Origin of the sequence: Streptomyces sp. NPDC018019, from assembly GCF_044327805.1 — a bacterium.
GTDB lineage: Bacteria > Actinomycetota > Actinomycetes > Streptomycetales > Streptomycetaceae > Streptomyces.
This window is the reverse complement of sequence record NZ_JBIRGD010000002.1, coordinates 324,516-345,182: the sequence shown is the minus strand read 5'-3', so window position 1 is coordinate 345,182 and position 20,667 is coordinate 324,516. Positions and strand designations below refer to the sequence as shown.

Here is a 20,667-nt window from a genome sequence, read left to right as displayed (position 1 = left end):
ACGCCGAGGTCTCCGGCCTGGAGTTCGGTCAGGCGCAGGCGCTCGTCGGCCAGTTTGTCGGCCAGTCCCCGGGTACGGCGCAGTCCGGTACTCCCAGAGCCTGCAGAAAACCCCACAGCACCGTCCCCGGATCGGCCGGACGCCGTCCGGTGCCCTGGAGATCGACGTACAGCTGCCCGTCGGGGAAATGCGACCGGGCCGCATGGGCGACATGCACCGCCAGCGCCGTCTTGCCAACGCCGCCGATGCACCCGACCGCCGAGATGACCATGACCGGTCCGCCCGCTGCGGCGAGTTGCGCACCCAACTCCTCGACCAGCGCGGCACGCCCGGTGAAATCCCGGGCGTCGGCTGGAAGCTGAGCGGGCCGGACCTGAGCCGCGCCCGCACCCGCATGCCCTGGGCGCCCCTTCTTGGTGGGGGACCGGCGGGGGACGGCCCGCAGGACGCGCCGGTCCCGGTCGGAGGGTTCCGTCGAGGAGGCGGTGTCACAGTTGGGAGCGGGGTCGGTGGTCGGCGCTTCGGCCTGGCACTCGCCGCGGTGTTGCGCCGGCGTTAGAAGTTCCCGTAGCCGATGGCGCAGCGGGTGCTCGGCTGTCAGGGCGGTCAGTTCCGCGACCAGCTCCGTGTTCCGGCCGGTCTCCGGGTCCAGGCCGAGGCGGGTTTCCAGCAGGGCAAGGCGGCGGTCCTCCAGGCGGGCGCGCCAGGTGGCGCAGTACGGGCCCGGTGCGCCGGCCAGCGGCTCACCGTCCACAGGTCCAGGGCCTGGGCCAGCAGTTCGCGAGCGCGGGCCGGGTCACCGCAGCGACGTGTCTGCTCGGCCTCGGCCGCGAGCCCTTCGGCGCGTGCCAGGTCGAACGCGCCCTCACCGACGCGCAACGCGTGGCCATCCGACTCGCATACCAGCATGGCGGCGTCCGGCCCGAAGGTGTTGCGCAGCCGGTCCGTATACCCACGCAGGGCGGCCATCGCGGTGGGCGGCGGGTTCTCGCCCCTCAGGGCACGGATCAACTCCACCGCCGGTGTGCTACGTCCATCCTGCATCAACAGGACGGCAAGCAACGCCCGTTGGCGCGGCGAACCGGCATCGAGCTGCCGTTCCCCGCGCCAGACCCCGACCGGTCCCAGCACCGTGAACCGTAAATGCCGCTCGTCCCCCGCAGCGCCGGCCATGGACACCTCACGTCTCGCCTTCGATGTCTCTCCTTGCCGGTCTTCCACGCGTTCGCCCGGAAAACCACGTAAGGGCGGTCGATGGGTACGCAGCATGAAAAATGGGCTGAAGTATCCAGGCAGAAATTCTGCGGCGCCGTGGACGGCCGTCGAATCCGCAATGGAGCAGTCAGGGAAAGAAACCTCTTTGCCGAGTTGTCGAGGAACGATCCACGGGGGCGCGGCGGGAGGGAACGGTGACGCCTGAGGCCCTGGCCCGCTGCGGGCGACCCGAGCAGCAGGTGATCAGGGGTCAGCGGCTTCAAACCGGTTTGTGTCACAACCGAGGGGCGCATGGAATCACACCGTGTCTTTACAGCCGGAACACCCGCCCCCAGCGCACTACACATCACTGTGAGCAGATCATTGTAATGATGCTCTCGTCGCTCTTACGGTTGCGTCGCGGTCACGACCGCTCGCGGAGCGAAGGCGCGAACGTTTTCGCCTTGGGCCGGCCAGGCCCCCGTGATTCCCGTCAGTTCCCAAGGGAAAAGGAGTGCGACCATGACGTACGAGCGTCCCACACTCACCAAGGTCGGCGGCTTCCGAAAGGTAACGGGCGTCAAGAACACCGGTCCCAAGGACGTTCTCGGCGGTAAGCAGCTCCTCTGATCCGACCGGGGCGGGATCGTTGAGCGGACCCGCACCGTGCCCAGGGCCGGGCCGGCCGCGCGTCGGCCCGGCCCGCGGTCGGTCGAGCCCGCCCGCCGGTGCCCCTCTCCGCTCCCGAAGCCCCACCGACCGAAGGGCGTAGCAGTGGAAGAGCCCTTGTCCCTGACGGCCCTGCCCAGCTGGTTCGTCGTCCTGCCCGACACCGACGCGGCCGCACCGGTCGCCGCGAAGGCACTCTCCTACGCGTCGCACAGTCTGGCCCATGCGTCCGGCAGGCCCTGGCTGGTGGGCCGATGGGCTGCGCAGACGGCCATCGTGGGAGTACACGGCGACACCCGCGTCGCCGTGATCGGGGAACACTCCGTCACTCGCCAGGAGGCCCAGCGTGCCGCCGCGTCGGCAAGCACCGCGGCGTCGTTGACGGCTTTGGACCGGTACAGCACCGCGTGGGCCGGCAGCTTCCATCTCATGGCCAGCTCGGGCGGCCGGGTCCGAGTGCAGGGCGGAGTCGTCGACCTGCGGCGGGTGTTCCACGCCGACGCCGCCTCCCCGGCGTCCGGCCGGGTGACTGTCGCCGCCGACCGGGCCGACGTGCTGGCCGAGTTGGTCGGCGCGGCGCTGGACGAACGCCGGCTCGCCCTGGAGCTGCTCACCTTGGGCGTACCCCATCCCTTGTCCGGATCACCACAGTGGCGGGACGTCCACGCCCTGCCCGGCGGCCATTACCTGTGTCTCGACGCCCACGGGCGGGCCCGGTCGATCCGGTGGTGGTCACCGCCCGACCCCGAGGTGCCCCTGGCGGAGGGGGCCGCGCGCCTTCGCGAGGTGCTGACCGCCGCCGTCGACGTGCGCACGCGGGGACGTGACCTGGTGACGGCGGACCTGGGCGGCCTGGATTCGACCGCCGTGTGCTGCGCCGCGGCACGGGGGGACGCGCAGGTCGTCGCGTACACGGCCGCCCTCCACGACGAACTCGGCGACGATGTGCACTGGGCGCGGCGGACCGTCCGGGCCCTGGGGGCGGTCGAGCATCACATCGTGCCCGCCGAGGACACGGCCCTGACGTTCGACGGTGTCGACACGCTCCAGGATGTCCTGGACACGCCCAGCATGCTCACGGTCGACCGCAACCGCCGCATGCATCTCGTGGCGCTGGCGGCCGCCCGGGGGGCCGACCTGCATCTGACCGGGCTGGGAGGCGACGAACTCCTGGCCGGGACGCCTGCCCGGTTGCACGCCCTGATATCCGCCCGCCCCTTCGTCGCCCTGCGGGACGTGCGCGGGTACGCGGCCAAGTACCAGTGGCCCCGGCGCAAGGTGCTGCGCCAACTCGCGGACCGCCGCTCCTACCGGTCCTGGCTCGCCCGGGTCGCCCGGGACCTGACCAAGCCGGCGGCGGCCGCGGACGAGCCGCTGCTCGACTGGTCCGTGCCTCCTCGGATGCCGCCCTGGGCCACGTCCGAGGCCGTCGCGGCGGCGCGCGAACTGCTCAACTCCTGCCTCCCGGACGCCGCACCGCGGGGCAGGGGACACGGCGAACACCGGGAGCTGGCCGCGATGGACGGCATCTCCCAGTGGACCCGGCACATCGGGCAGATGGCCGCGCCCCTGGGGATCACCGTGGCCGCCCCTTACTACGACGACCGCGTCATCGAAGCATGCCTCGCCGTCCGGACACCGGACCGGATCAGCCCCTGGCGTTACAAACCACTGATCGTCGAGGCCATGCGCGGCATCGTGCCGGAAGCCGTCCGCACGCGCGGCACCAAGGCCAACGCCACCTTCGAGGAAGAGACCGGGCTGCGGCGCCACCGCAGCCGGCTGCTGGCACTCTGCGAGGATTCCCGGCTGGGCCGGCTCGGCCTGATCGATGCGGACGCCCTGCGGGAATGGTGCCGCCGCTCGCTGTCCGCGGAGACGGAAAGCTACCTGCTGCATCCGACCGTGGCCTGCGAAGTGTGGCTGCGCTCCCGTGAGATGACGCCGGCACCGCCCGGCCGCTGACCGAACAGGAGAGGTGAAGGCGATGTACGCGCTGAAGCCCGGTGTTCTGCTGACCGAGACCGAGTACGGCATGGCGCTGCTCGACCAGAAGAGCGCCGAATACTGGACCCTCAACCCCACGGCAGCCGTCGTCCTCCAGACGCTCCTGGACGGCCAGGGCATCGGCCAGGCGGTGGAGGCGCTGACCGGGCGCTATGAGGACGTCGACACCGACCTGGCCACCCAAGACGTCACCCGCATCATCGACGACCTGCGCTCCGCGGGCCTCATCGCACCGTAGCCGCCGCACCGGGCACGCGCCTGGCCCCAGGGAAGAGGTACACCATGTCGACGCCGGAAGCGGTCCCCTACCGTCCCCGCTCCATTCCCCTGGCCCGCCGCTACACGGCCAGGGTGGCGGTGGGCTGCGCCCATGTCCTGGCCATGCTGCCCCCCGACCGTATCCGCGTCGTCCTGAGCCGGCTGCGGCGCGGGGCGAGGCCCGCCACGCTCGCCGAGGCGGCACGTGCCCGGCAGACGGTGCTCGCCGTGAGCCTGGCCGCCGGAGGGAGCAAAGGGTGTCTGCCGCGTTCCCTGGCCACTGTGCTGCTGTGCCGTCTCCAGGGGCAGTGGCCGGCCTGGTGTGTGGGAGTCCGCGCACGCCCTCCATTCGCCGCGCACGCCTGGGTGGAGGCCGAAGGAGAACTCGTGGGTGAGAACGTACCGGCCTCCTACTTCCAGCGCTTCTTCACCGTGGAGTGAGGCGGTGACCTCAGCACCCCCGGTCGAGACAGGCCGTACGGACGGCGGTCAGGCGCACCTCCCGGAACAACCGGAGCGTGGCCCCCGACCCGGTTCCGCGTGGTCCGGCCTCCGGACTCTCGCCGGCCAGCTCCGGCCGCAACGCGGACGCATGCTCGCCGGTGTCGGGCTCGGCCTGCTGGGCAGCTTCCTGGGGCTGGCCCAGCCGATGGCGGCCAAGCAAGTGATGGACCTCATCGGTCAAGGGCGGCCGGCCGCAGGCCCCATGGTGATCCTCAGCACGCTGGTGGTGGCCGGCGGACTCCTCGCGGGCCTCGGCCACTACGTGCTCGACCGCTCCGCCGAGTCCATCGTCTGCACCGCCCGGCGCCGGCTGGCCCACCTTCTTCCGCGCCTGCGCGTGCCGGTGATCGAACACACCGAGCCGGGCGACCTGATCGCCCGCGTCACCTCCGACACCGTGCTGCTGCGGCGCGCCGCCCCCCAGGCCGTGTCGGCCGCGGTCACCGGCACTCTGATCACCGTGGCGACCGTCGTGATGATGGGTCTGCTGGACGTAGTGCTGCTGGGCGTCACCCTCGCCGTGATCGCGTTCGTCGGCCTCGTCGTCATCGTGGTGACCCCGCACATCGGCCGGGCCACCCGGCACACGCAGGAAGCCGTCGGTCGCCTGGGGGCCGGACTCGAACGGACCCTGGGCGCCCTGCGCACCGTCAAAGCGGCGGGTGCCGAGCCGCACGCGACCGCGGCGCTGTACCGTGCGGCCGAGTACGCCCGCCGTACGGGTGTGCGCGCCGCCGCGTGGGAGGCGGCCTCCGCCACCCTGTCGGCCGTGGTCCTCCAGGTCTGCTTTCTGGTCGTACTCGGAGTGGGCGGCGCGCGCGTGGCCTCCGGTGCCGTCGGCGTCTCCACACTCGTCGCCTTCCTCCTCTACCTCTTCGCCCTCGCCCCCCGGATCGGCCAACTGGTCGAAGGCGTGGGCCATCTGCAGATCGGTGCGGCCGCCGCCGTTCGCATCCGGGAAGCCGAGGCGCTGGAGGCCGAAGAAGTGGGGTCCACGGAACCGGAGGGTACGGAACGACGCAGCGACGAGGCGGCCGCGGCTTCGCGGCGGCCCTCGGGCTTTCACGAGCGGCACCGACGCCCCGCGGCCGTGACCTTCCAGCACGTGCGCTTCGCCTACCGGCCAGAACTCCCACCGACCCACCGGGACGTCTCCTTCACTATCCCCGCCGGAGGTATGACCGCGCTCGTCGGACCGTCCGGTGCGGGCAAGACCACCGTTTTCGCCCTCATCGAGCGCTTTTACGAGCCGGATGCCGGCCGCGTCCTACTGGACGGCAGGGACGTGCGCGAATGGCCCCTCGCCGAACTCCGCGCCGCCATCGGCTACGTCGAACAGGACGCGACCGTCCTCGCCGGGTCCCTGCGCGACAACCTGACGCTGGGCGCAGCCGACGTCACCGACGAACAGATCGACGGCGTGCTTGGCCTGGCTCGGCTCGATACGGTGACGGCTCGCCTGCCGCACGGTCTGGACACCCAAGTAGGCCACCGCGGCAGTCGGCTCTCTGGCGGCGAGCGGCAGCGTGTTGCGATCGCCCGGGCCCTGCTCCGCCGGCCCCGGTTGCTCCTGCTCGACGAGGCCACCTCCCAGCTCGACGCGGCCAACGAGGCGGCTTTGCGTGACACCATCACGGACACCGCGCGCCGCACCACCGTCTTGGTCGTCGCGCACCGTCTGTCCACCGTGACCACCGCCGACCGCATCCTGGTCATGGAAGCCGGGAGGATACGGGCCCTGGGAACCCACACCGAACTGCTGGCACGCGACTCCCTGTATGCCGAACTGGCGAGCACACAGCTGATCGGCCCCGGGCGACGGCACGGCCCCCTGGCGCCGATCCCGGAGCCTTGATCCTTTCCCACAGACAGCGCTCCGCCGAGGGCCGAACCCCGAGCAGGCGAAGAACGCGCCGCGAGGGCGAGGCGGGAGGCGCCCGGCTGCGCGTACAGCGGGGTACGCACGTAGCGGTTGCGGTACCGGGTGGGATGGCCGCGGGCCGGCGCGATGGTGTGGACCATGCCGTCGCCGGCGAAGGAGTGGGGTGGCCGGCCACTGCGCGGGTTGGGTCCGTTGCGGAAGTACTGGCCGCACAGCTCCACGGGGACGGAGCCGGGTCTTCGCTCGGCGGGCGTCGAAGCCGCGTACCGGGCTCCAACGGACGGGTCTCCGCAGCCGTGCCCCCAGATCATCTTCGTCTCCGCCCTCGGAACAGCCGAGGGGCACGGGGACAGCAGGTATGTGCTGCGGGCGGGGCCTACTGAGTTCGGGTTCGGGCTCGGGTCAGTCGTCGATTGCCTGGTAGAGCGTGGTCCAGAAGTCGTGGATGGCCCGCGCCGAATCCGGGGTGGACATCCCGGTCTGGGTGAGCAGGATACCGACGAGCTGGTTGTCCGGGTCGGCGTAAGCCGTGGTGCCGGCTCCGCCGTCCCAGCCGAACTGGCCGATGGGCGCGTAGTCGCCTCGGTAGGTGCGCACCGCCATCCCGAAGCCCCAGCCGCCGTGCTGCCCTTGGCCGTGCGACAAGTGGGCGACGTCGCGGGCCCAGGCTTCCCGGGTGGCCAGCTGCCCGGGCGTGAGGCGGTTGGTGGTCATCAGCTCGACCGCGGGCCGGGACAGTATCCGTTGGGTGCCGTGGGCTCCATGGTTGAGCAGCATCCGGAAGTAGGCGTGGTAGTCGTCGACGGTGGAGTCGAGTCCGCCGCCGCCGGACTGGAACGCCGGGGGCTTGCTGTGGTGTCCGCCTTCGGCCTCGTCCTCCACGGTGAACGCTCCGGTCTGCGGGTCGGGGGCGTACAGGGGCGGCAGCCGGTCGATCTTGTCGGCGGGCACGTGGAAACCGGTGTCCTTCATACCCAGCGGCTCGAAGATGTGCTCGCGCAGGAACTCCTCGAACGACCGGCCGGTGACCCTGGCCACCAGCACGCCGAGCACGTCGTCGCCGAGGTTGTACATCCACCGCTCCCCGGGCTGGTACATCAGTGGAAGCGCGCCGAGGCGGCGCATCCACTCATCCGGGTCCGGCGCCGGCAACAGCCATCCGTCCTCCTGGCCGTAGACCCCCTGCTCGAAGAGCGCGGTCATCATCGGAGCGGTCGGCGCCGTCATGTCCAGTCCGAGCCCCAGCGTGCTGGTGAGCACGTCCCGTACGAGGATCGGACGCCGGGCCGGCACGGTGTCGTCCAGTGGGCCGTCGGCCCGCTTCAGCACCCGGCGGTCGGCGAGCTCGGGCAGCCATTGGTCTATCGGGTCGTCGAGCCGCAGCCGGCACTCGTCGAGCAGGACCATCGCCGCTGCCATCGCGACCGGTTTGGTCGTCGAGGCCATCCGGAAGATGGTGTCCCGGCGCATCGGCGAGCCACCGTCATGACGCATCGTCCCGATCGCTTCGACGTGCGTCTCCTCGCCCCGGCCGACCAGAGCGACGAGCCCGGGGATCTTCCCGGACTCCACATGCCGTGTGAGCACTTCGCGCAGTCTGCGCAGCCCTGCTTCGGAAAAGCCCTTCTTGCCGTGCCCCATCGTGAGTCTCCTCAAAAAAGGTGTTCTCTTACGAGACCGTTCCGGCGTGGCGCTCATGGGCGTTGCATGGGCGCGCTCGGCATAGCTCCACGCGCAGCCCTGAGGGCGCAACCGTTGAACCGTTCACGGAATCCACCGGCGGCAACTGCTCCGCCGCTGGCTGTCACCGGCTTGACGCCGCCGCTGCCATGCGGCGAGAGAGAGCCGACCGGGCGTGACCTTGTGCCGCCGCAGGCCGGTGATGAAGGGGGGCTCGGCCCCCGGATATGTCGTGCTGGGCCGCTGTCAGACCGTCTTGTCTTCGTTTCCGGTGTCTTCACCGGCAGCGCGCTCGATATCGTCGGTCAGCCGTTGCCGCACACGAGCGGGGACGTAGCCGCCCTCCGAGTAGTTGTGGGCGAACTCCTCGGCGAACTCCGCCGGGTCCGGCCCGACGACCTCGCGGATCGGCGTTCCGTCCGCCGCGGCCTGCTCGAACAGGTCGGCGAGATCTTCGAACATCGACGCGCTGCTGTCGCTGTCGGTCGGCACGAAGTGCATCAGGTACCGCTCGATCGCTTCGGCCGCCGTGCGGTGGTTCTCGGGAAGCTCCTTGACGCGCGCCTTGTATGCCTTCCAGCGCTTCTTGGGCCCTATCACCTTCGCGACGATGCCGCTCTTCTCGACATCGGACATGTCTACCCGCCCCCTTCGCGGAGCTTTTCCAGTCGTTCCGTGAGGAAGCTCCACGTCCTCCAGAACTCTTCGAGGTACTCCCGTCCCTGAGCATTGAGGGAATGCACCTTGCGTGGCGGCCCCTTTTCGGAGGGCACCTTCTCCACGTCGACGAGGCCGCGCTTCTCCATCCTGATGAGCAGCGCGTAGATGGTCCCCTCGGCGAGGTCGGAGAAGCCCTGCTCCCGCAGTCGCGCGGTGATCTCGTAGCCGTAGGCGGGCCGGCCGGACAGGGACGCGAGGATGATGCCCTCCAGCGTGCCCTTGAGCATCTCCGTCAGCAGCTTGGCCATGGAACATCCCCTCCCTGTGCTATTCAGCGACGTTGAGTACCGGTACACCGTAACGCTGACTACCGGTACTTAGCAAGACGGAATAGTGGGGATGTGAGGCAGCACCGCAAGCAGATCGTCGTCCAGCTCGTCCGCGGCCTGGGCTGGGTAGCGGTCTCAGGTGGTGGGTGAGTTGTCAGGCGGCGAGCATTTCGGCGCCGTGTGCGGGATGGCTGGTGAGGTGGTGGACGTACTCGTGCTCCAAGCGGAACCCTGCGGTCCAGGCGAGGAGCCGGCTGGCGCGGTTGTCGCGTGAGCAGGTCCAGCTCGGGGTGTGGCCGCGGGCGGTGATGTCCTGGCAGAGGGCGGTGACGCAGGCCAGTGCGAGACGCTGCCGACGGTGTTCGGGGACGGTGAGGCAGGCGACGTCCTCATGAGTGCGGCCGCGGAAGTACGTACAGGCCATGGCGAGTACGCGGCCCTTCGCGAACGCCGCCCAGCCGTGCCCGGAGGCGGCAAGACCGGCCGGTCCGCCCCAGGTGGCGTGGCTCCAGGCCGCTTCGGGCCCCAGCGCGGCGAGTGCCGGCGCGTCCTCGGGCGTCAGCCGGCGCACCGTCACCCCGCGGGGTACGTGCGGACGCGGTACGGGGACGCGGTGGACGTAACCCAGGCGCTCCCACGGCACTACGAGGTCGAACGCGTGCCCGAGCAGGGGCAGGAAGCGGGCCGGGGCCTGGATGTAGTGCTCGGCGAAAGGGGCGAGTGAGAGAGGAGCCAGGGCGGTGGGGTCGCCGCGCAGCAGCACGTGGTCGGCGCAGGCCACGGCGACGGCTCGGGGAGCGACGGGGCGGTCGGCCCACCAGCGACCGGCTCCTGGGGCCAGCGCGTGGTCGGCCAGTGCCGACACCCCGGGGGGCTCGGCAGCGAACCAGTTGTAAGCGGCGGCGACTTGATCGCGGGAGAGCTCGATCACGATGACTCCGTGTGACGTTCATGGGGCGGACCGGGCGGACCGGGCGGGGCGGTGCGGGGCTGGGCAGCGCCCCGCCCGGTGGTTCAGCCGTGGTGGCCGACGAGCTGGCCCGCGAGCTTGTTCAGGCGTCGGACGGTGCGGTCCTCGGCGGCAGCGGGGGCGGGGTCGACGCGCTGATCGCGGTCGTAGTACGCGCCGTTGACGATTTCGACCGCCGGGTCGCAGAGCCGTACGACGTGGGTGGCGCCGTCTGCCGCCGGGGCGCCGTCGAGGGCGTACAGGGGGAGCAGGTCGGTGGTGCAGATGCCGGGGTGGACGGAGACCGCGGTCACCCGGGGGTCGGCGGCGAAGACGGTCAGGGCGAGCTGCGACTGGGCGTAGGCGGCGAGCCGGGAGTAGCGGCGGGTCCGGTGGGGGTCGCTCCACTGGATCGAGGCGGTGCGGTGCAGCGAGGACGACACGTTGACGACCCGCCCGCCGGGGTCGGTGGTGAGCGCGGGTTCCAGGAGGCAGGTCAGCAGGTAGTGGGCGAGGAAGTTGACCTGGAAGGTGATCTCGTTGCCGTCGTCGGTGCGGGTGTGCCGTTCGGGGGCGGCGGTGGCGGCGTTGTTGACCAGGACGTCGAGGCGCGGGTGTTCGGCCACGATCTGCCGCGCCAGGGCCTCGACCTCTTCCAGGCGTGTGAAATCCGCGCTCAGGGGGCGCAGTTGGGCTACTCCGACGCCGGTGGCGGCGGCCAGCCTGTCGGTGGCGGCCTGCGCGTCCTCGGCGGTGCGGCCGTGGACGAGGACGGTGGCGCCGCGCTCGGTCAGCTGCCGGGCGGTCTCGAAGCCGATGCCGGCGGTGGCGCCGGTCACCAGGACGGTACGGGAGGAAAGGTCGAAGACGGACATGGTCCCTTCCGATCGGGGAATGCGTGGGTACGCCGAGACGGCCCTGGTGGGCGCGGCGGCGTGCGGGCAGTACGCAAAAGGGGCGCCGGGTCAGGTCACGGCGCCCCGTAGGAAATGCGGGGGAGGGATCAGCGGGAGGCGGATCTCTCCGGGCAGCGCGGGGCACGACACGGGCCCGCCTGATGAGGCGGACGGTCGAGCAGGAGCCAGGCGCTGTTCACGTCCCCATCGAATGCCGTACCGCCCCGGGCCGCAAGACATCTCCACCCGCCTTGACGCGCCTCTGACGAAATTCCGTCGCGACTGCCGCATCAACCGACGTGTCCGGCAGGGCCCGGCATACCAGAGCTCGGGCTACTGCCGCGAGGCCGGGGTGTCCGCCGTGCAGTAACTGCCCGGCAGCGACGGGCGAAGGGACGGAGGGGGCAGCAATTCGCGTCCTCACGAACCGGGTGAACCAGCGGCTCCTGTGTGCGCGGCAAGGGCCTTCAGGCGACTCGACAGTAGCCGTTGAGGGGCAGTTGTGCCGCGGGTGTCCAAGGATGCGGCGAAGCCGCCATCAGGGCATTTCTGGTGGCTCTTGGACGGTGTCGCGGAGCCAGATGACGATCGCGGTTACGGTGCGGGTGCCGTTGAAGACGTAGTCACGTTTGTCGTAGCGGGTGGCCACCGACCGGTACTGCTTCCATTTGCTCACGCAATACTCGGCGGCGTTGCGCTGCCGGTACGGGGCCTGGTCGAAGCCGGGCGGGTGGCCACCGGCCCGGCTGCTACGCCACGCCCGGCGGTACGGGGCGGGCACCGCGAGCCCGAAGACGCCGAGATGCTTCATCCGCTCGACGAGCTCTTCCGGGTAGCGGTCGGCGTGCTTCAGCCCTCGTGCCACCGGCCGTACGTCGCGGTCGACGAAGACACGTACAACGCTGACGACGGTACATTCCTCGGGGGAGACGGGTCGTAGCCGAACATGGTGCGGCCTCCTTCGGCGGGGCGGTCCTCCGGACGTTTGCCCTACCCGTTCGGGACGGCGTGCCCCGGTCCGGAAGGGCCGGGTCCGGTGAGACGCTCGCGGGCTGCCGTGCGGAAGGCGGCCACCAGGCGGCTGCGGTCGTCGGCGCGGGTCACCAGCACGACGTGGCTGGGCTCGGCGTCGCGCAGGGGGATCGCGGTGAGGTCGGGGCGCAGCCCCCGGGCGTGCGGCCCGGCGGAGATCGCCACGGCCTGACCTGCGGCGACGAGTTCGAACTTGTCCTCCAGCGCGTCGATCAAGGGCCCGCCGGGGGCCGGGCTCCCGTCGGGCCGGGGATCGACGCGCCAGAAGGCTTCCCAGGCCGGATCGGCCCGCCGCAGGCGGGGAACGGGCTCGTCGGCGATGTCCTCGAAGGTGACGGACTCCCGGCCGGCGAGCCGGTGGTCGAGCGGTACCAGCAGCATCCGGGGCTCGGCGTACAGAACCGTCACGTGCAGCCGGCCGGACGGCACCGGCGGCCGGGTCACCAGCGCGTCCACCCGGTGGTCGAGCAGCGCGGCGCGGACGTCCTGGAGGCCCACGTGCGAAGCGCGCACCTCGGCGTCCGGGAACCGGCGGCGCAGCTCGCGCACCGCCGGGGTGACGAAGAGACCGGTCGTGTACCCGATGGTGACACGGGCGGGTTCGGCGGCGGCGCGGGTGGCGGCCGCGGCCTGCGCGGCGGAGTGCAGCAGCGCCCGGGCACGGGGCAGGAAGACCTCCCCGGCCTCGGTGAGGCGGCTGCCCTGCGGGGTGCGGTCCAGCAGACGGGCCCCCAACCGCCGCTCCAGGGCGCGCACCTGGCGGCTCAAGGACGGCTGGGTGATGCGCAGGGCCGCGGCGGCGCGGCCGAAGTGCCCGTGCTCGGCGACGGCCGTGAAGTAGCGCACCAGGCGCAGATCGAGGTCCGGCACGGGAGAGGGATCGGACATGAGCGAAGCGTAATCCGCACCTGCTCCTTTGCGCCCTGGGAAGGCCAGACGCTTGATCACCATCCGCTGCGCCGCCTCCGGCGTCGGCGGCATGGAAACAGGGGCACGTCGCGTCCCGGTGACTCCGCGACGGAGGGCACGCGCCTTCAGGCGGAAATGCCGGAGCCCGCGAAAGTAGGCAATACCTTGCATCTCGCCGGATAAAGCTGCTGGTCATGCCTGTTGGCCCCCCGCGGGGACCACATACGTAGCTGCGGCGCACGTAGTACGTCTGCGGGAACAGCACCAAACGCCCAGGGACCACGACGGTCAGCCCTGGGGTGGGCGCAGGCGCCGGATCAGCCCCGCATGCGCGGGGACCACAGGAGCTGACCTGGCTATTTACCGTGCTAGGTGCTGGTTCTTACTCACTTCCCCGAAGACCGGCACACCGGACGGATTATGCCGTCTGTGAGCCCAACAGGAAGACCAGACAGTTCCGTAAGGCACCGCTTCCTCCTACCCATGCTCTCAACGACGCCCCTGAGCAAGCACTCCCCGCTGCCATCGTCGCACTTGGTCACGGCCCGCTGCACGGGCCACCACCGTGGAACCAGCCGTGCCTGCACGGGCGGCTTCACGCCGTGCGGCGCACCTGCGCCCGCGCGGAGAACGTGCGCTCCGGCAGACCATCCAACCCGCCACAGCCGCGGCGAAGCGCCCGACTCCGAACAACTCGGCGCGCTCGGCGGCCTCAGCGGCGACGAACGCCGTACCACCAAGTCACGCAGCTCGCCGGTCGCTTGCCCGACGTTGGTTCGGCGCGACGATCGACGTGCCCTGGCCGCCCAAGTCAGTTGTGTGTAGAGCATGGCCGAGTATCTGGACCGCCCGACCCGGCGCGCACTGTTCGCCGCGGCCGGCTTCACACCGACGCCCGCCCCGCTGGCCTGGCCGAGCTCCGGCGCGGCGGCGTGCCCGAGCGCCGGGCCGACTGGTCGTGATGGCTCTCGGCTTGTCTTCAAGGTTTCTGTCGCCTCCCGGTGCCTGGGTTATCGACGGCCCATCAGCCCATTCGGTCGGGACCGCCGCGTCGCAGGGGCGAAAGACAGCGGCCAGAGGCCCGGACGGCATAGCCGGACCTGGCACGACGGCAAGGGAGCCTACCGCCTCGGTGTCGGGTGGTGGAGACGGGGATCAGTGGAGTGGACGGATGTCGATGCCGATCCAGTCGTCCTGGCCATAGTTGGCCCAGTTGGTGTCGAGGAACAGGCTGACCTGGCGATTGCCGCGCTTCCACGACGTCTGCCGCTCGGGCTCGTCTGATGGTACGGGCGGCGCTGCAGGCAGAGGGGTGCCCAGGCGGGCATGGAGCAGGCGTTCGGCAACGTCGTAGCAGGCGAAGAATTCCTCCTGGCCGGCGTCCGCTGTGTGCGTGGCCCCGGAGGGAAGTGGGTCACCCCACAGTTGCCGTGGGTCAACGGGCGTCCCGGACCCGGCGTCGGTGACATCGAGCGCTGCGTAGGCGAGAGGAAAGGCGAGGAAGGAGTCCTCGTGGCACTCCGGTTCGTCGCACGCGACGCTGGGATCATCGGTGTTCGAGCAGCCCGGGTATTCGCCCAGCACGAGGTGCCAAGACCGGTCTGGCTCACCGATCGGCCAGTGATCCAACCACCCCACCACGGCATCCGGGCGAGCCCAGCCTCGGCGCCGGAAGGCATCATCGAAGGAGCTGCGGCACCAAGGGATGTCAGCAAGATCCAGCAGCTGGTCAAGGTACTGGGGCGTGAGAGGAAAGGACAGCATCGACATGGTGAGAACGTATCTCGCCTTGTTGCACCGCCTGTCTGCAGCCAGGCGCCTCGCCGAACCTCGCTCAGCTTGCCGCTGGCCTCGCGAAGACGCTGCTCTGCCTGCGCTTCAGTTCGCACCGCACCGGCGAGACCGTGTGCCGCCCGGCGCGGGGAACGGCCGGCCCCATGACCCACCGCGGCCAGGCTCAGACGGCATCAGGTGGCCGGGCGGCGGCTGGCGAGCGAAGCCGGCCATCGAAGAGCCATCGACGGCGGCAGGGAGTGAGAACTGGGCCGCGCTCGGCCGACCGGACGAGATGGCTGGAGACCGGGCTGCTCGCGTTCGCCGTTGCCCGTCCGCCGGCGGCACGAATCCGGGAGCCGACCCGGCCCGGCTCCCGGCTGGTTACACCGGCCGAGCAGGCTGTCATGGTCCGTCAGCGGTAGTTCAGGCTGCCGCACCATATCTTCGCAGCGGACGCACGGATCGCCTGGCCGGACGGCGCGGCGCCGCCCCTACTACCTGCCCCAGCAGGCGGCGTAGCCCGCGAAGCAGGCCAGGGCTTACTCGGCCCGGACCATACGCATCGCTGCGGCATTCAGCTCTGCCAGCCGGGTTTCTTGACCAGCGCTCCGGAATCCCGCCAGTGGGATGTCTTCGGGGTCGAAGCAGCCGGCGTCTTCGCTGCCTTCGAGGACGAACCCGAAGAAGACCCGCAGCACTTCGGCGCCCAGGTCCAGTGGGTGGAAGGGCAGGGAGCAGTCGGGTGCAAGCTCGACGGCGTGCTGTCCGGCCCAGAAGCCCTGCTCCAGCGGGAGCGGCTCACCGATCTGCTCGATGGCCCCCTCATCCGGAGACAGACTCAGGCTCCGCACGAGTGTGCCGTTCTCCCACACGGCGAACCCCAGCCAGCCCACCGCACTGTCCATGGCCACTGCATAGGCCCGCGGGCGGACAGAACGGGCGACGTACTCGGCCAGCTCACTGGGACGGTCACGGCCCAGGTTCCGCGATGTCAGGACATCCACGTCGGCGAACCGCCCGGCGCAGACCATCCCGTGCTCCGGCCAAACCGCCTCATCCAGCATCAGCGAGCCGGCCGGCTCCAAGACGCCCGGCGCCAGAATTTCGTCGACCATGAGCCGGGCATCCGCCTCATCAGCCACCAGGCCGGGACGCAGGGCCGCACGAGGAGTCTCCCGCGCAAACGCGAGCAACGACGCCTTCGCACCCATGAACCGCCTCCATCCCTTCCGCCTGTGATCGCTCAGGCGCCACTCTAACCGGGGCAGAACACCCTAGAACGGCCGCCCCTCCCGCTCCGGGAACAGATGGCGAAGCGTGTCCTGCCGGAGTGCCGCAGCAGCGCCCTGGCGCGGCTGGGCCGCCGTACCGAGGAAGCCGAAGCCGAGGCGCGGCGGGCGTACAACATCGGGCAGGGGCACCGCTGGTACCGACACAACCCGAATGTCGCGGTTGCCGTGAACGGCGGCGATGAAGGCGGCCGGCGCGGCCCGGGAGCGCACCGCTGAGTACCTACTCGTAGTCCGGCTGGAGCAAACTGCGCGAACAGCGCACGGCGCTCGGAATGAGACGGCCGCGGGCCGCGTCGTGGACGGACCGGCTGCCCGGGCTCGCCTCCCGAGCCCTTGAGTGGCGGCACGGGGCGGTGGCCGTGAGTGGCGAAGAAGAACGGCGCCGCCCGGAAGGTAAAGCCGATGCAGCGCACCGGCACGGTCGTACAGCGCGACGGCCGCGAGCTTCCCGGGCTCAGTGCGGCGATCGGCGTGATGCGGACCGAACGCGGCATGTTCGCCCCGGCCGCCGGCAGCAGCGTCTTCGCCCAGCCCGACGACATCACCACCGCCGCAGCGTCCGAACTTACCGAGCACGGCCAAGCCGCGGGCGGTTCACCTCCGCCCGCGTGGGCGGCACTGCGCCGGACGGCAGCAACTCGGAGTCGCCGGCGGGTCACCTCCGCTCGCGCAGGGGTCTCTCGCCCGGCGCAGGATTCGGCCCTGTCGGTCGTAGGGCGGCTCGGTGAGGATGGTCGACCTCTGGTGCGCCACTTTCCTCTCGGCATGATCGTTGGGGATGCTCTGGAAAGAGAAGGCGCTTTCTTCGTGGTCGGTCACCCTTTGCATCAGCACGCGAAAGAAGCCAAAGTCGCCCTGCTGTTGTTCCTCGGCGCGACGTATGTACCGGTTGGTCCGTCCTGGTCATGACATAGTGAGGATGTTCCCGTCGTGGGGGCACTTCGGCCCCGCCCTCGCGCGAAACGAGGGCGGTTTGTGCTGATCGGGAGAAGAATGAATGAGTCGGCCGTACGCGTGATGATCGTTGACGACGAGATTCTGCTGCGGGAAGGGCTCAGGCGGATTATTGGGGCCTTCGAAGGGGTCCGCGTCGTGGCTGCCTGTGCGGGGGAGGAGGCCGTCGCAGAGGCCGGACGCCGGCAGCCGGACCTGGTCCTGCTCGATGTCAAGATGCCTGGCCGTGACGGTCTGAGTGTGCTCGCGGACCTGCGCGCGCTGGCGCGGCCGCCGGTGGTCGCCATGCTGACTGCTTTCGATGCCGAGAAACACCTGTCGGCCGCCCTGCACGGTGGGGCGGCGGGCTTCTTACTCAAGGACACCGCTCCGGAGCAATTGGAGTACGCCATAAAAGAGCTGGCTCAAGGCGGCACTGTGCTCGCCCCTCGGGTGGCCCGTACTGTGGTGCGCGAGTATGTGGAGCGTGGTCGCCGCCCCTGGCAGGCATCCGCTGCAGACGGAGAAGCGCAGTCGGCCCTGCCGGTACGTGCGCATACGGCCAGCGCACCCGAGGCAGTGGTGAATACGGCGGGACCTGCCGCGGAGGAGTTGACCGCACGAGAGCATGAGGTGCTTGAGTTTCTTGCGGAAGGCTTGTCAAACACTGAGATCGGCGAAAGGCTCCACATCGGCACCACCACGGTCAAAGACCATGTCAGCTCACTACTCGGAAAGCTGCATCTGGCCAATCGGGTGCAGGCAGCCGTGCGGGCCCATCAGCGGGGGCTGGTGAACAGTCCGTCGGCAGGAGCACGACGTACGACGTGAACCGTTTGGAGTTCTTGCGCCGACGCAGGGGCTCAGCCGAGCACCTGGCTGTGGTGTGCGCACTGGCAGAATCCCTGACCGTGCTCGATGACTTCGGCGCGCTCGCGTTCGCAGTGTGCCCTTTGGCGCTGCTCGCTCTGCCGCTGCGCCGGCGAATAACGGTGACGGCGTTCTGCGCCACGTTGCCCGCCATCTTCACCGGGCATCTGTTGTTGCCTTCGGTGATCAGCATGTATGTCGTGGCACTGCAACGTCCACAGAAACGGCTCATCGGCTTTTGCGTCCTGATGTTCGCCGCCACCTTGTGCACTTGGCCGCTGTGGGTGATCGCCGAGATGACCCGTGCACAACTGCTGAACACCATTGAGGCGGCGGCTCTGCTGACTATCGGCCCGACAGCGCTCGGTCTGTTGGCCAGGGCCCGCGCCGAGACACAGGCGCAGCTCGTACAGCTTGAGGCGAGCCGGGCGCGTGACCAGCGGCGGGAGGCGGAACGTGCGGTGATCCGTGAACGGGCGAGGCTGGCCCGGGACATGCACGACACCGTCTCCCATCACGTGAGCATCATTGCCGTGCAGCTGGGCGCACTCTGGTCCGAGGAGCGGGATCCGGGCAAGCGCGTCGAGTTGGAGTCCGTGCGGATGCACAGCGTCCGGGCTCTGGAGGAGCTGCGCGACATGGTCGGGGTCTTGCGTAGTTCCGATGCGGATATCGCCGCTGCGGCGGGCCGGCAGGGCTTGGACGACGTGCCGCGGCTGGTGGCCGACAGCGGGCTGGATGTCACCGTCGAACTGTCCGTGCCGGCTGAGCACTCCTGGCCGCCTGGCGTGGAGGCGACGGCTTACCGGATCGTCCAGGAGGCGCTGAGCAACGTACGCAAGCACGCGCCCGGTGCCCCGGTCGCCCTGTCGGCGAGGCTGGGCGAGGACCGCAAGTCGCTGGTCCTCGAAGTGCGCAATGGCCCCGTTGCACACCGGCAGTCGGTAGGTCTCTGGCCGGCCGGCGGTCATGGGCTGGCCGGGGCGAGGGAGCGGGCCCAGCAGGTGGGCGGGCGGCTGACCGCCGCGCACAGCACGGACGGCGGTTTCCTCGTCAGGGCTGTGCTGCCCGGCCCGTGTCCGGGTGAGGCAGGGGCCTCCTCCACCTGGAGGGGGACACCTGGAGGTACCGGCACCCCAGGCTGTCCGCGATGATCAATCCCGCCCGAACTTCCGTGCAACAGCGCCCGCAGGGGCTGTGGTCTCGTATCGACGCTACCGAGACGAGACCGGCGGTGTACGGAGGCTTCGGCCTTTCAGAGCAAGCGTCAAGGGAGTAACTCATCATGAACTCGTTCACCACGAAGAGGACCGCCGGGGCCGTCGCGGCGGCCGGTCTCATCAGCGCCATAGGGTTGGCCTTCGCAGGTATCAGCGTCATGTACATCGCCGGCATGTTCGGCCTCTCCACCTCGGTGGCCAGCCAGATCGTCAACGCCGTCGAGGTGGGCGGCTGGGTACTGGCAGCCGCGATGGCGCTGGTCTCCGGTGGTATCGCCGGGACGGTCGTGGCGACCGCCAAGTGGGCCATCAGCAAGTGGGGGAAGACGGTAGCCGTCGGCTAGTAGGACGATGACCGAGTAGCTGGGAAACCACCATTTCACAGACAACTCGCACGGCCGCCAGGAATGCCACGAGGCGCATGCTCGCCGCCGCGTTCTCGGTCTCCCTGGCGGCACTGTGCACAGGAATTGCGCTGGGATATACGAGCATGGGCCAGGCAGGCGGGAACGGCGCCTGGGCGGGGCCCGAAGGCCAAGGCGGTGCGGTTTCATTCACCGCGATCTTGGTTCGCAATACCGGAGCGGCCGTGCTGCTGTTCTCCGGCGTGCTGACCGCAGGGGCCTCCACCGTGGTGGCGCTCGGCCTGATGGCCTCCTATATCGGTGCCACTTTCGGAGCGGCAGCCCGCACCGCGGGGGTCCATGAAGCACTGGGCTCCATCGTCCTTTACGCCCCTGTGGAATTTTTCGGACTGCTGCTCGCGGCCACCGCCGGATTGCTGCCGATGACGGCAGGTGTGGCCAACGCGCTGCGCAGCAGCACTGAAGATGGAAGATCACCTGTCAGGGCTTATGTCGAGTCGGTCGGTCTCTCACTCAGGACGCTCGTCGTCGCGGTTGTGGTCATTTTCATCGCGGCCCTGGTGGAGTCAGTTGTGATATTCGCTCGCTAAGCGAGAGGGTCGAAATTGGGGAGAGTCTCATGACGTCGCTGACAACGGGTCTCGAACCTGTGGAGCCGGATAACGGTAGGGGCGCGAGGCCGGGCAAAACTTCGAAAGCCGGCCCGACGAACCGGGGTTTGTGGCTCATCGCCTACGGGCTGACGGTCGCCGCCGTTCTGTCGAGGCTGCCCGCTCTGCACGAGACGGTCCGCGCGAGGCTGCTGGAGAGCGATCTGGCGGGCAAGGTCGAGGACAAGGGCATGGAAGCATTGGCGGTGAACATCGGCCTGCTGTTGGCCGTGTTCCTGACGATGCTGTTGCTGGCGCTCTTCTACTCACTTGCCGCGGTGGTGGAACGAAATGTCCTCACCATGCGACGACAGACCGGCCGCGACCGGGGGTTCGGGCTCGGCTACGTCATCGCCCTGCTGTGTACCTTTCCTGTGCACCTGGCCAGCTCGGTCCTCGGCATCTCGTCCCCCAAGACAACTATTTGGTACTACCTGTACGTCCTGACGGTTGCCGTGATCGCGCCACTCCTCTTCCGTACCCACTGGTCCGGGCTCGGCCGGCGCAAAACCATGACGGTCTACGCCTTCGCCGCCGGGCTCGCGGGACTTTCCCTCGCGGTCTGAGGCACGTGCGAGTAACAGGGAGAAGC

21 protein-coding genes and 2 pseudogenes are annotated in these 20,667 nt (G+C 69.9%); 12 read left to right on the top strand and 11 right to left on the bottom strand.

Annotation, left to right across the window (positions count from 1 at the left end):
• Positions 1 to 28 precede the first annotated feature (28 nt).
• Positions 29 to 754, bottom strand: a complete 726-nt coding sequence (locus tag ACH4FX_RS04735) for a BTAD domain-containing putative transcriptional regulator (protein WP_398475133.1) — start codon at positions 752 to 754, stop codon at positions 29 to 31.
• 962 nt (positions 755 to 1,716) lie between these two features.
• On the opposite strand from ACH4FX_RS04735, the gene ACH4FX_RS04730 reads away from it, so the two are divergent.
• From ACH4FX_RS04730 to ACH4FX_RS04710, 5 genes are all read left to right on the top strand, one after another.
• On the top strand, positions 1,717 to 1,824 hold the full coding sequence (locus ACH4FX_RS04730; RefSeq protein ID WP_242577869.1) for a keywimysin-related RiPP: 108 nt from the start codon (positions 1,717 to 1,719) through the stop codon (positions 1,822 to 1,824).
• Between the two features lie 144 nt (positions 1,825 to 1,968).
• Complete coding sequence (locus ACH4FX_RS04725) at positions 1,969 to 3,828, top strand: lasso peptide isopeptide bond-forming cyclase (protein WP_398475131.1); 1,860 nt, start codon at positions 1,969 to 1,971, stop codon at positions 3,826 to 3,828.
• A 22-nt stretch (positions 3,829 to 3,850) separates the two neighbouring features.
• Positions 3,851 to 4,108 (top strand): lasso peptide biosynthesis PqqD family chaperone, encoded by a 258-nt coding sequence (locus ACH4FX_RS04720; RefSeq protein ID WP_398475129.1) that lies wholly within the window; start codon positions 3,851 to 3,853, stop codon positions 4,106 to 4,108.
• 44 nt (positions 4,109 to 4,152) lie between these two features.
• The gene (locus ACH4FX_RS04715) at positions 4,153 to 4,569 is read left to right on the top strand and encodes a lasso peptide biosynthesis B2 protein (RefSeq protein ID WP_398475127.1); all 417 of its coding nucleotides are present in this window, start codon (positions 4,153 to 4,155) and stop codon (positions 4,567 to 4,569) included.
• A gap of 151 nt (positions 4,570 to 4,720) precedes the next feature.
• Entirely contained in the window at positions 4,721 to 6,487 is a 1,767-nt protein-coding gene (locus ACH4FX_RS04710; protein ID WP_398475125.1) for an ABC transporter ATP-binding protein, read from the top strand.
• Between the two features lie 89 nt (positions 6,488 to 6,576).
• On the opposite strand, the pseudogene ACH4FX_RS04705 reads toward ACH4FX_RS04710, so the two are convergent.
• The 10 genes and pseudogenes from ACH4FX_RS04705 to ACH4FX_RS04660 all read right to left on the bottom strand — a co-directional run.
• Positions 6,577 to 6,825: pseudogene (locus ACH4FX_RS04705) on the bottom strand (carotenoid oxygenase family protein); the annotation flags it as partial.
• Positions 6,826 to 6,916: 91 nt separating this feature from the next.
• Positions 6,917 to 8,155, bottom strand: coding sequence for a serine hydrolase domain-containing protein (locus ACH4FX_RS04700; RefSeq protein ID WP_398475123.1), 1,239 nt, complete (start codon positions 8,153 to 8,155; stop codon positions 6,917 to 6,919).
• Between the two features lie 285 nt (positions 8,156 to 8,440).
• Positions 8,441 to 8,830 carry a DUF1048 domain-containing protein gene (locus ACH4FX_RS04695; protein ID WP_398475121.1) on the bottom strand — a complete coding sequence of 130 codons (390 nt, stop codon included), beginning with the start codon at positions 8,828 to 8,830 and terminating at the stop codon, positions 8,441 to 8,443.
• 2 nt (positions 8,831 to 8,832) lie between these two features.
• Positions 8,833 to 9,162: a PadR family transcriptional regulator gene (locus tag ACH4FX_RS04690; protein ID WP_398475119.1), complete on the bottom strand. Its 330-nt coding sequence runs from the start codon at positions 9,160 to 9,162 to the stop codon at positions 8,833 to 8,835.
• Between the two features lie 175 nt (positions 9,163 to 9,337).
• Positions 9,338 to 10,114 (bottom strand): GNAT family N-acetyltransferase, encoded by a 777-nt coding sequence (locus ACH4FX_RS04685; protein ID WP_398475117.1) that lies wholly within the window; start codon positions 10,112 to 10,114, stop codon positions 9,338 to 9,340.
• 83 nt (positions 10,115 to 10,197) lie between these two features.
• The gene (locus ACH4FX_RS04680) at positions 10,198 to 11,007 is read right to left on the bottom strand and encodes an SDR family NAD(P)-dependent oxidoreductase (protein WP_398475115.1); all 810 of its coding nucleotides are present in this window, start codon (positions 11,005 to 11,007) and stop codon (positions 10,198 to 10,200) included.
• Between the two features lie 559 nt (positions 11,008 to 11,566).
• Positions 11,567 to 11,941, bottom strand: a pseudogene (locus ACH4FX_RS04675) (acyl-CoA dehydrogenase family protein); the annotation flags it as partial.
• A gap of 77 nt (positions 11,942 to 12,018) precedes the next feature.
• On the bottom strand, positions 12,019 to 12,948 hold the full coding sequence (locus ACH4FX_RS04670; RefSeq protein WP_398475113.1) for a LysR family transcriptional regulator: 930 nt from the start codon (positions 12,946 to 12,948) through the stop codon (positions 12,019 to 12,021).
• 1,176 nt (positions 12,949 to 14,124) lie between these two features.
• Positions 14,125 to 14,739, bottom strand: a complete 615-nt coding sequence (locus tag ACH4FX_RS04665; protein WP_398475111.1) for a hypothetical protein — start codon at positions 14,737 to 14,739, stop codon at positions 14,125 to 14,127.
• Between the two features lie 545 nt (positions 14,740 to 15,284).
• A complete protein-coding gene (locus ACH4FX_RS04660; RefSeq protein ID WP_398475110.1) occupies positions 15,285 to 15,956 on the bottom strand; it encodes a DUF6928 family protein in 672 nt (223 codons plus the stop codon).
• Between the two features lie 96 nt (positions 15,957 to 16,052).
• Between ACH4FX_RS04660 and ACH4FX_RS04655 the strand changes: the two genes are divergently transcribed.
• The 7 genes from ACH4FX_RS04655 (at position 16,053) to ACH4FX_RS04625 (ending at position 20,641) form a co-directional block, all read left to right on the top strand.
• Positions 16,053 to 16,253 carry a hypothetical protein gene (locus tag ACH4FX_RS04655; protein ID WP_398475108.1) on the top strand — a complete coding sequence of 67 codons (201 nt, stop codon included), beginning with the start codon at positions 16,053 to 16,055 and terminating at the stop codon, positions 16,251 to 16,253.
• 147 nt (positions 16,254 to 16,400) lie between these two features.
• Positions 16,401 to 16,946 (top strand): hypothetical protein, encoded by a 546-nt coding sequence (locus tag ACH4FX_RS04650; protein ID WP_398475106.1) that lies wholly within the window; start codon positions 16,401 to 16,403, stop codon positions 16,944 to 16,946.
• A gap of 108 nt (positions 16,947 to 17,054) precedes the next feature.
• Positions 17,055 to 17,801: a response regulator gene (locus ACH4FX_RS04645; protein WP_398475506.1), complete on the top strand. Its 747-nt coding sequence runs from the start codon at positions 17,055 to 17,057 to the stop codon at positions 17,799 to 17,801.
• A gap of 80 nt (positions 17,802 to 17,881) precedes the next feature.
• Positions 17,882 to 18,994, top strand: coding sequence for a sensor histidine kinase (locus ACH4FX_RS04640; protein WP_398475104.1), 1,113 nt, complete (start codon positions 17,882 to 17,884; stop codon positions 18,992 to 18,994).
• A gap of 131 nt (positions 18,995 to 19,125) precedes the next feature.
• Entirely contained in the window at positions 19,126 to 19,404 is a 279-nt protein-coding gene (locus ACH4FX_RS04635) for an uberolysin/carnocyclin family circular bacteriocin (protein ID WP_398475102.1), read from the top strand.
• Between the two features lie 77 nt (positions 19,405 to 19,481).
• On the top strand, positions 19,482 to 20,015 hold the full coding sequence (locus ACH4FX_RS04630) for a stage II sporulation protein M (protein ID WP_398475100.1): 534 nt from the start codon (positions 19,482 to 19,484) through the stop codon (positions 20,013 to 20,015).
• A 29-nt stretch (positions 20,016 to 20,044) separates the two neighbouring features.
• Positions 20,045 to 20,641, top strand: coding sequence for a hypothetical protein (locus ACH4FX_RS04625; RefSeq protein ID WP_398475098.1), 597 nt, complete (start codon positions 20,045 to 20,047; stop codon positions 20,639 to 20,641).
• Positions 20,642 to 20,667: the final 26 nt, after the last annotated feature.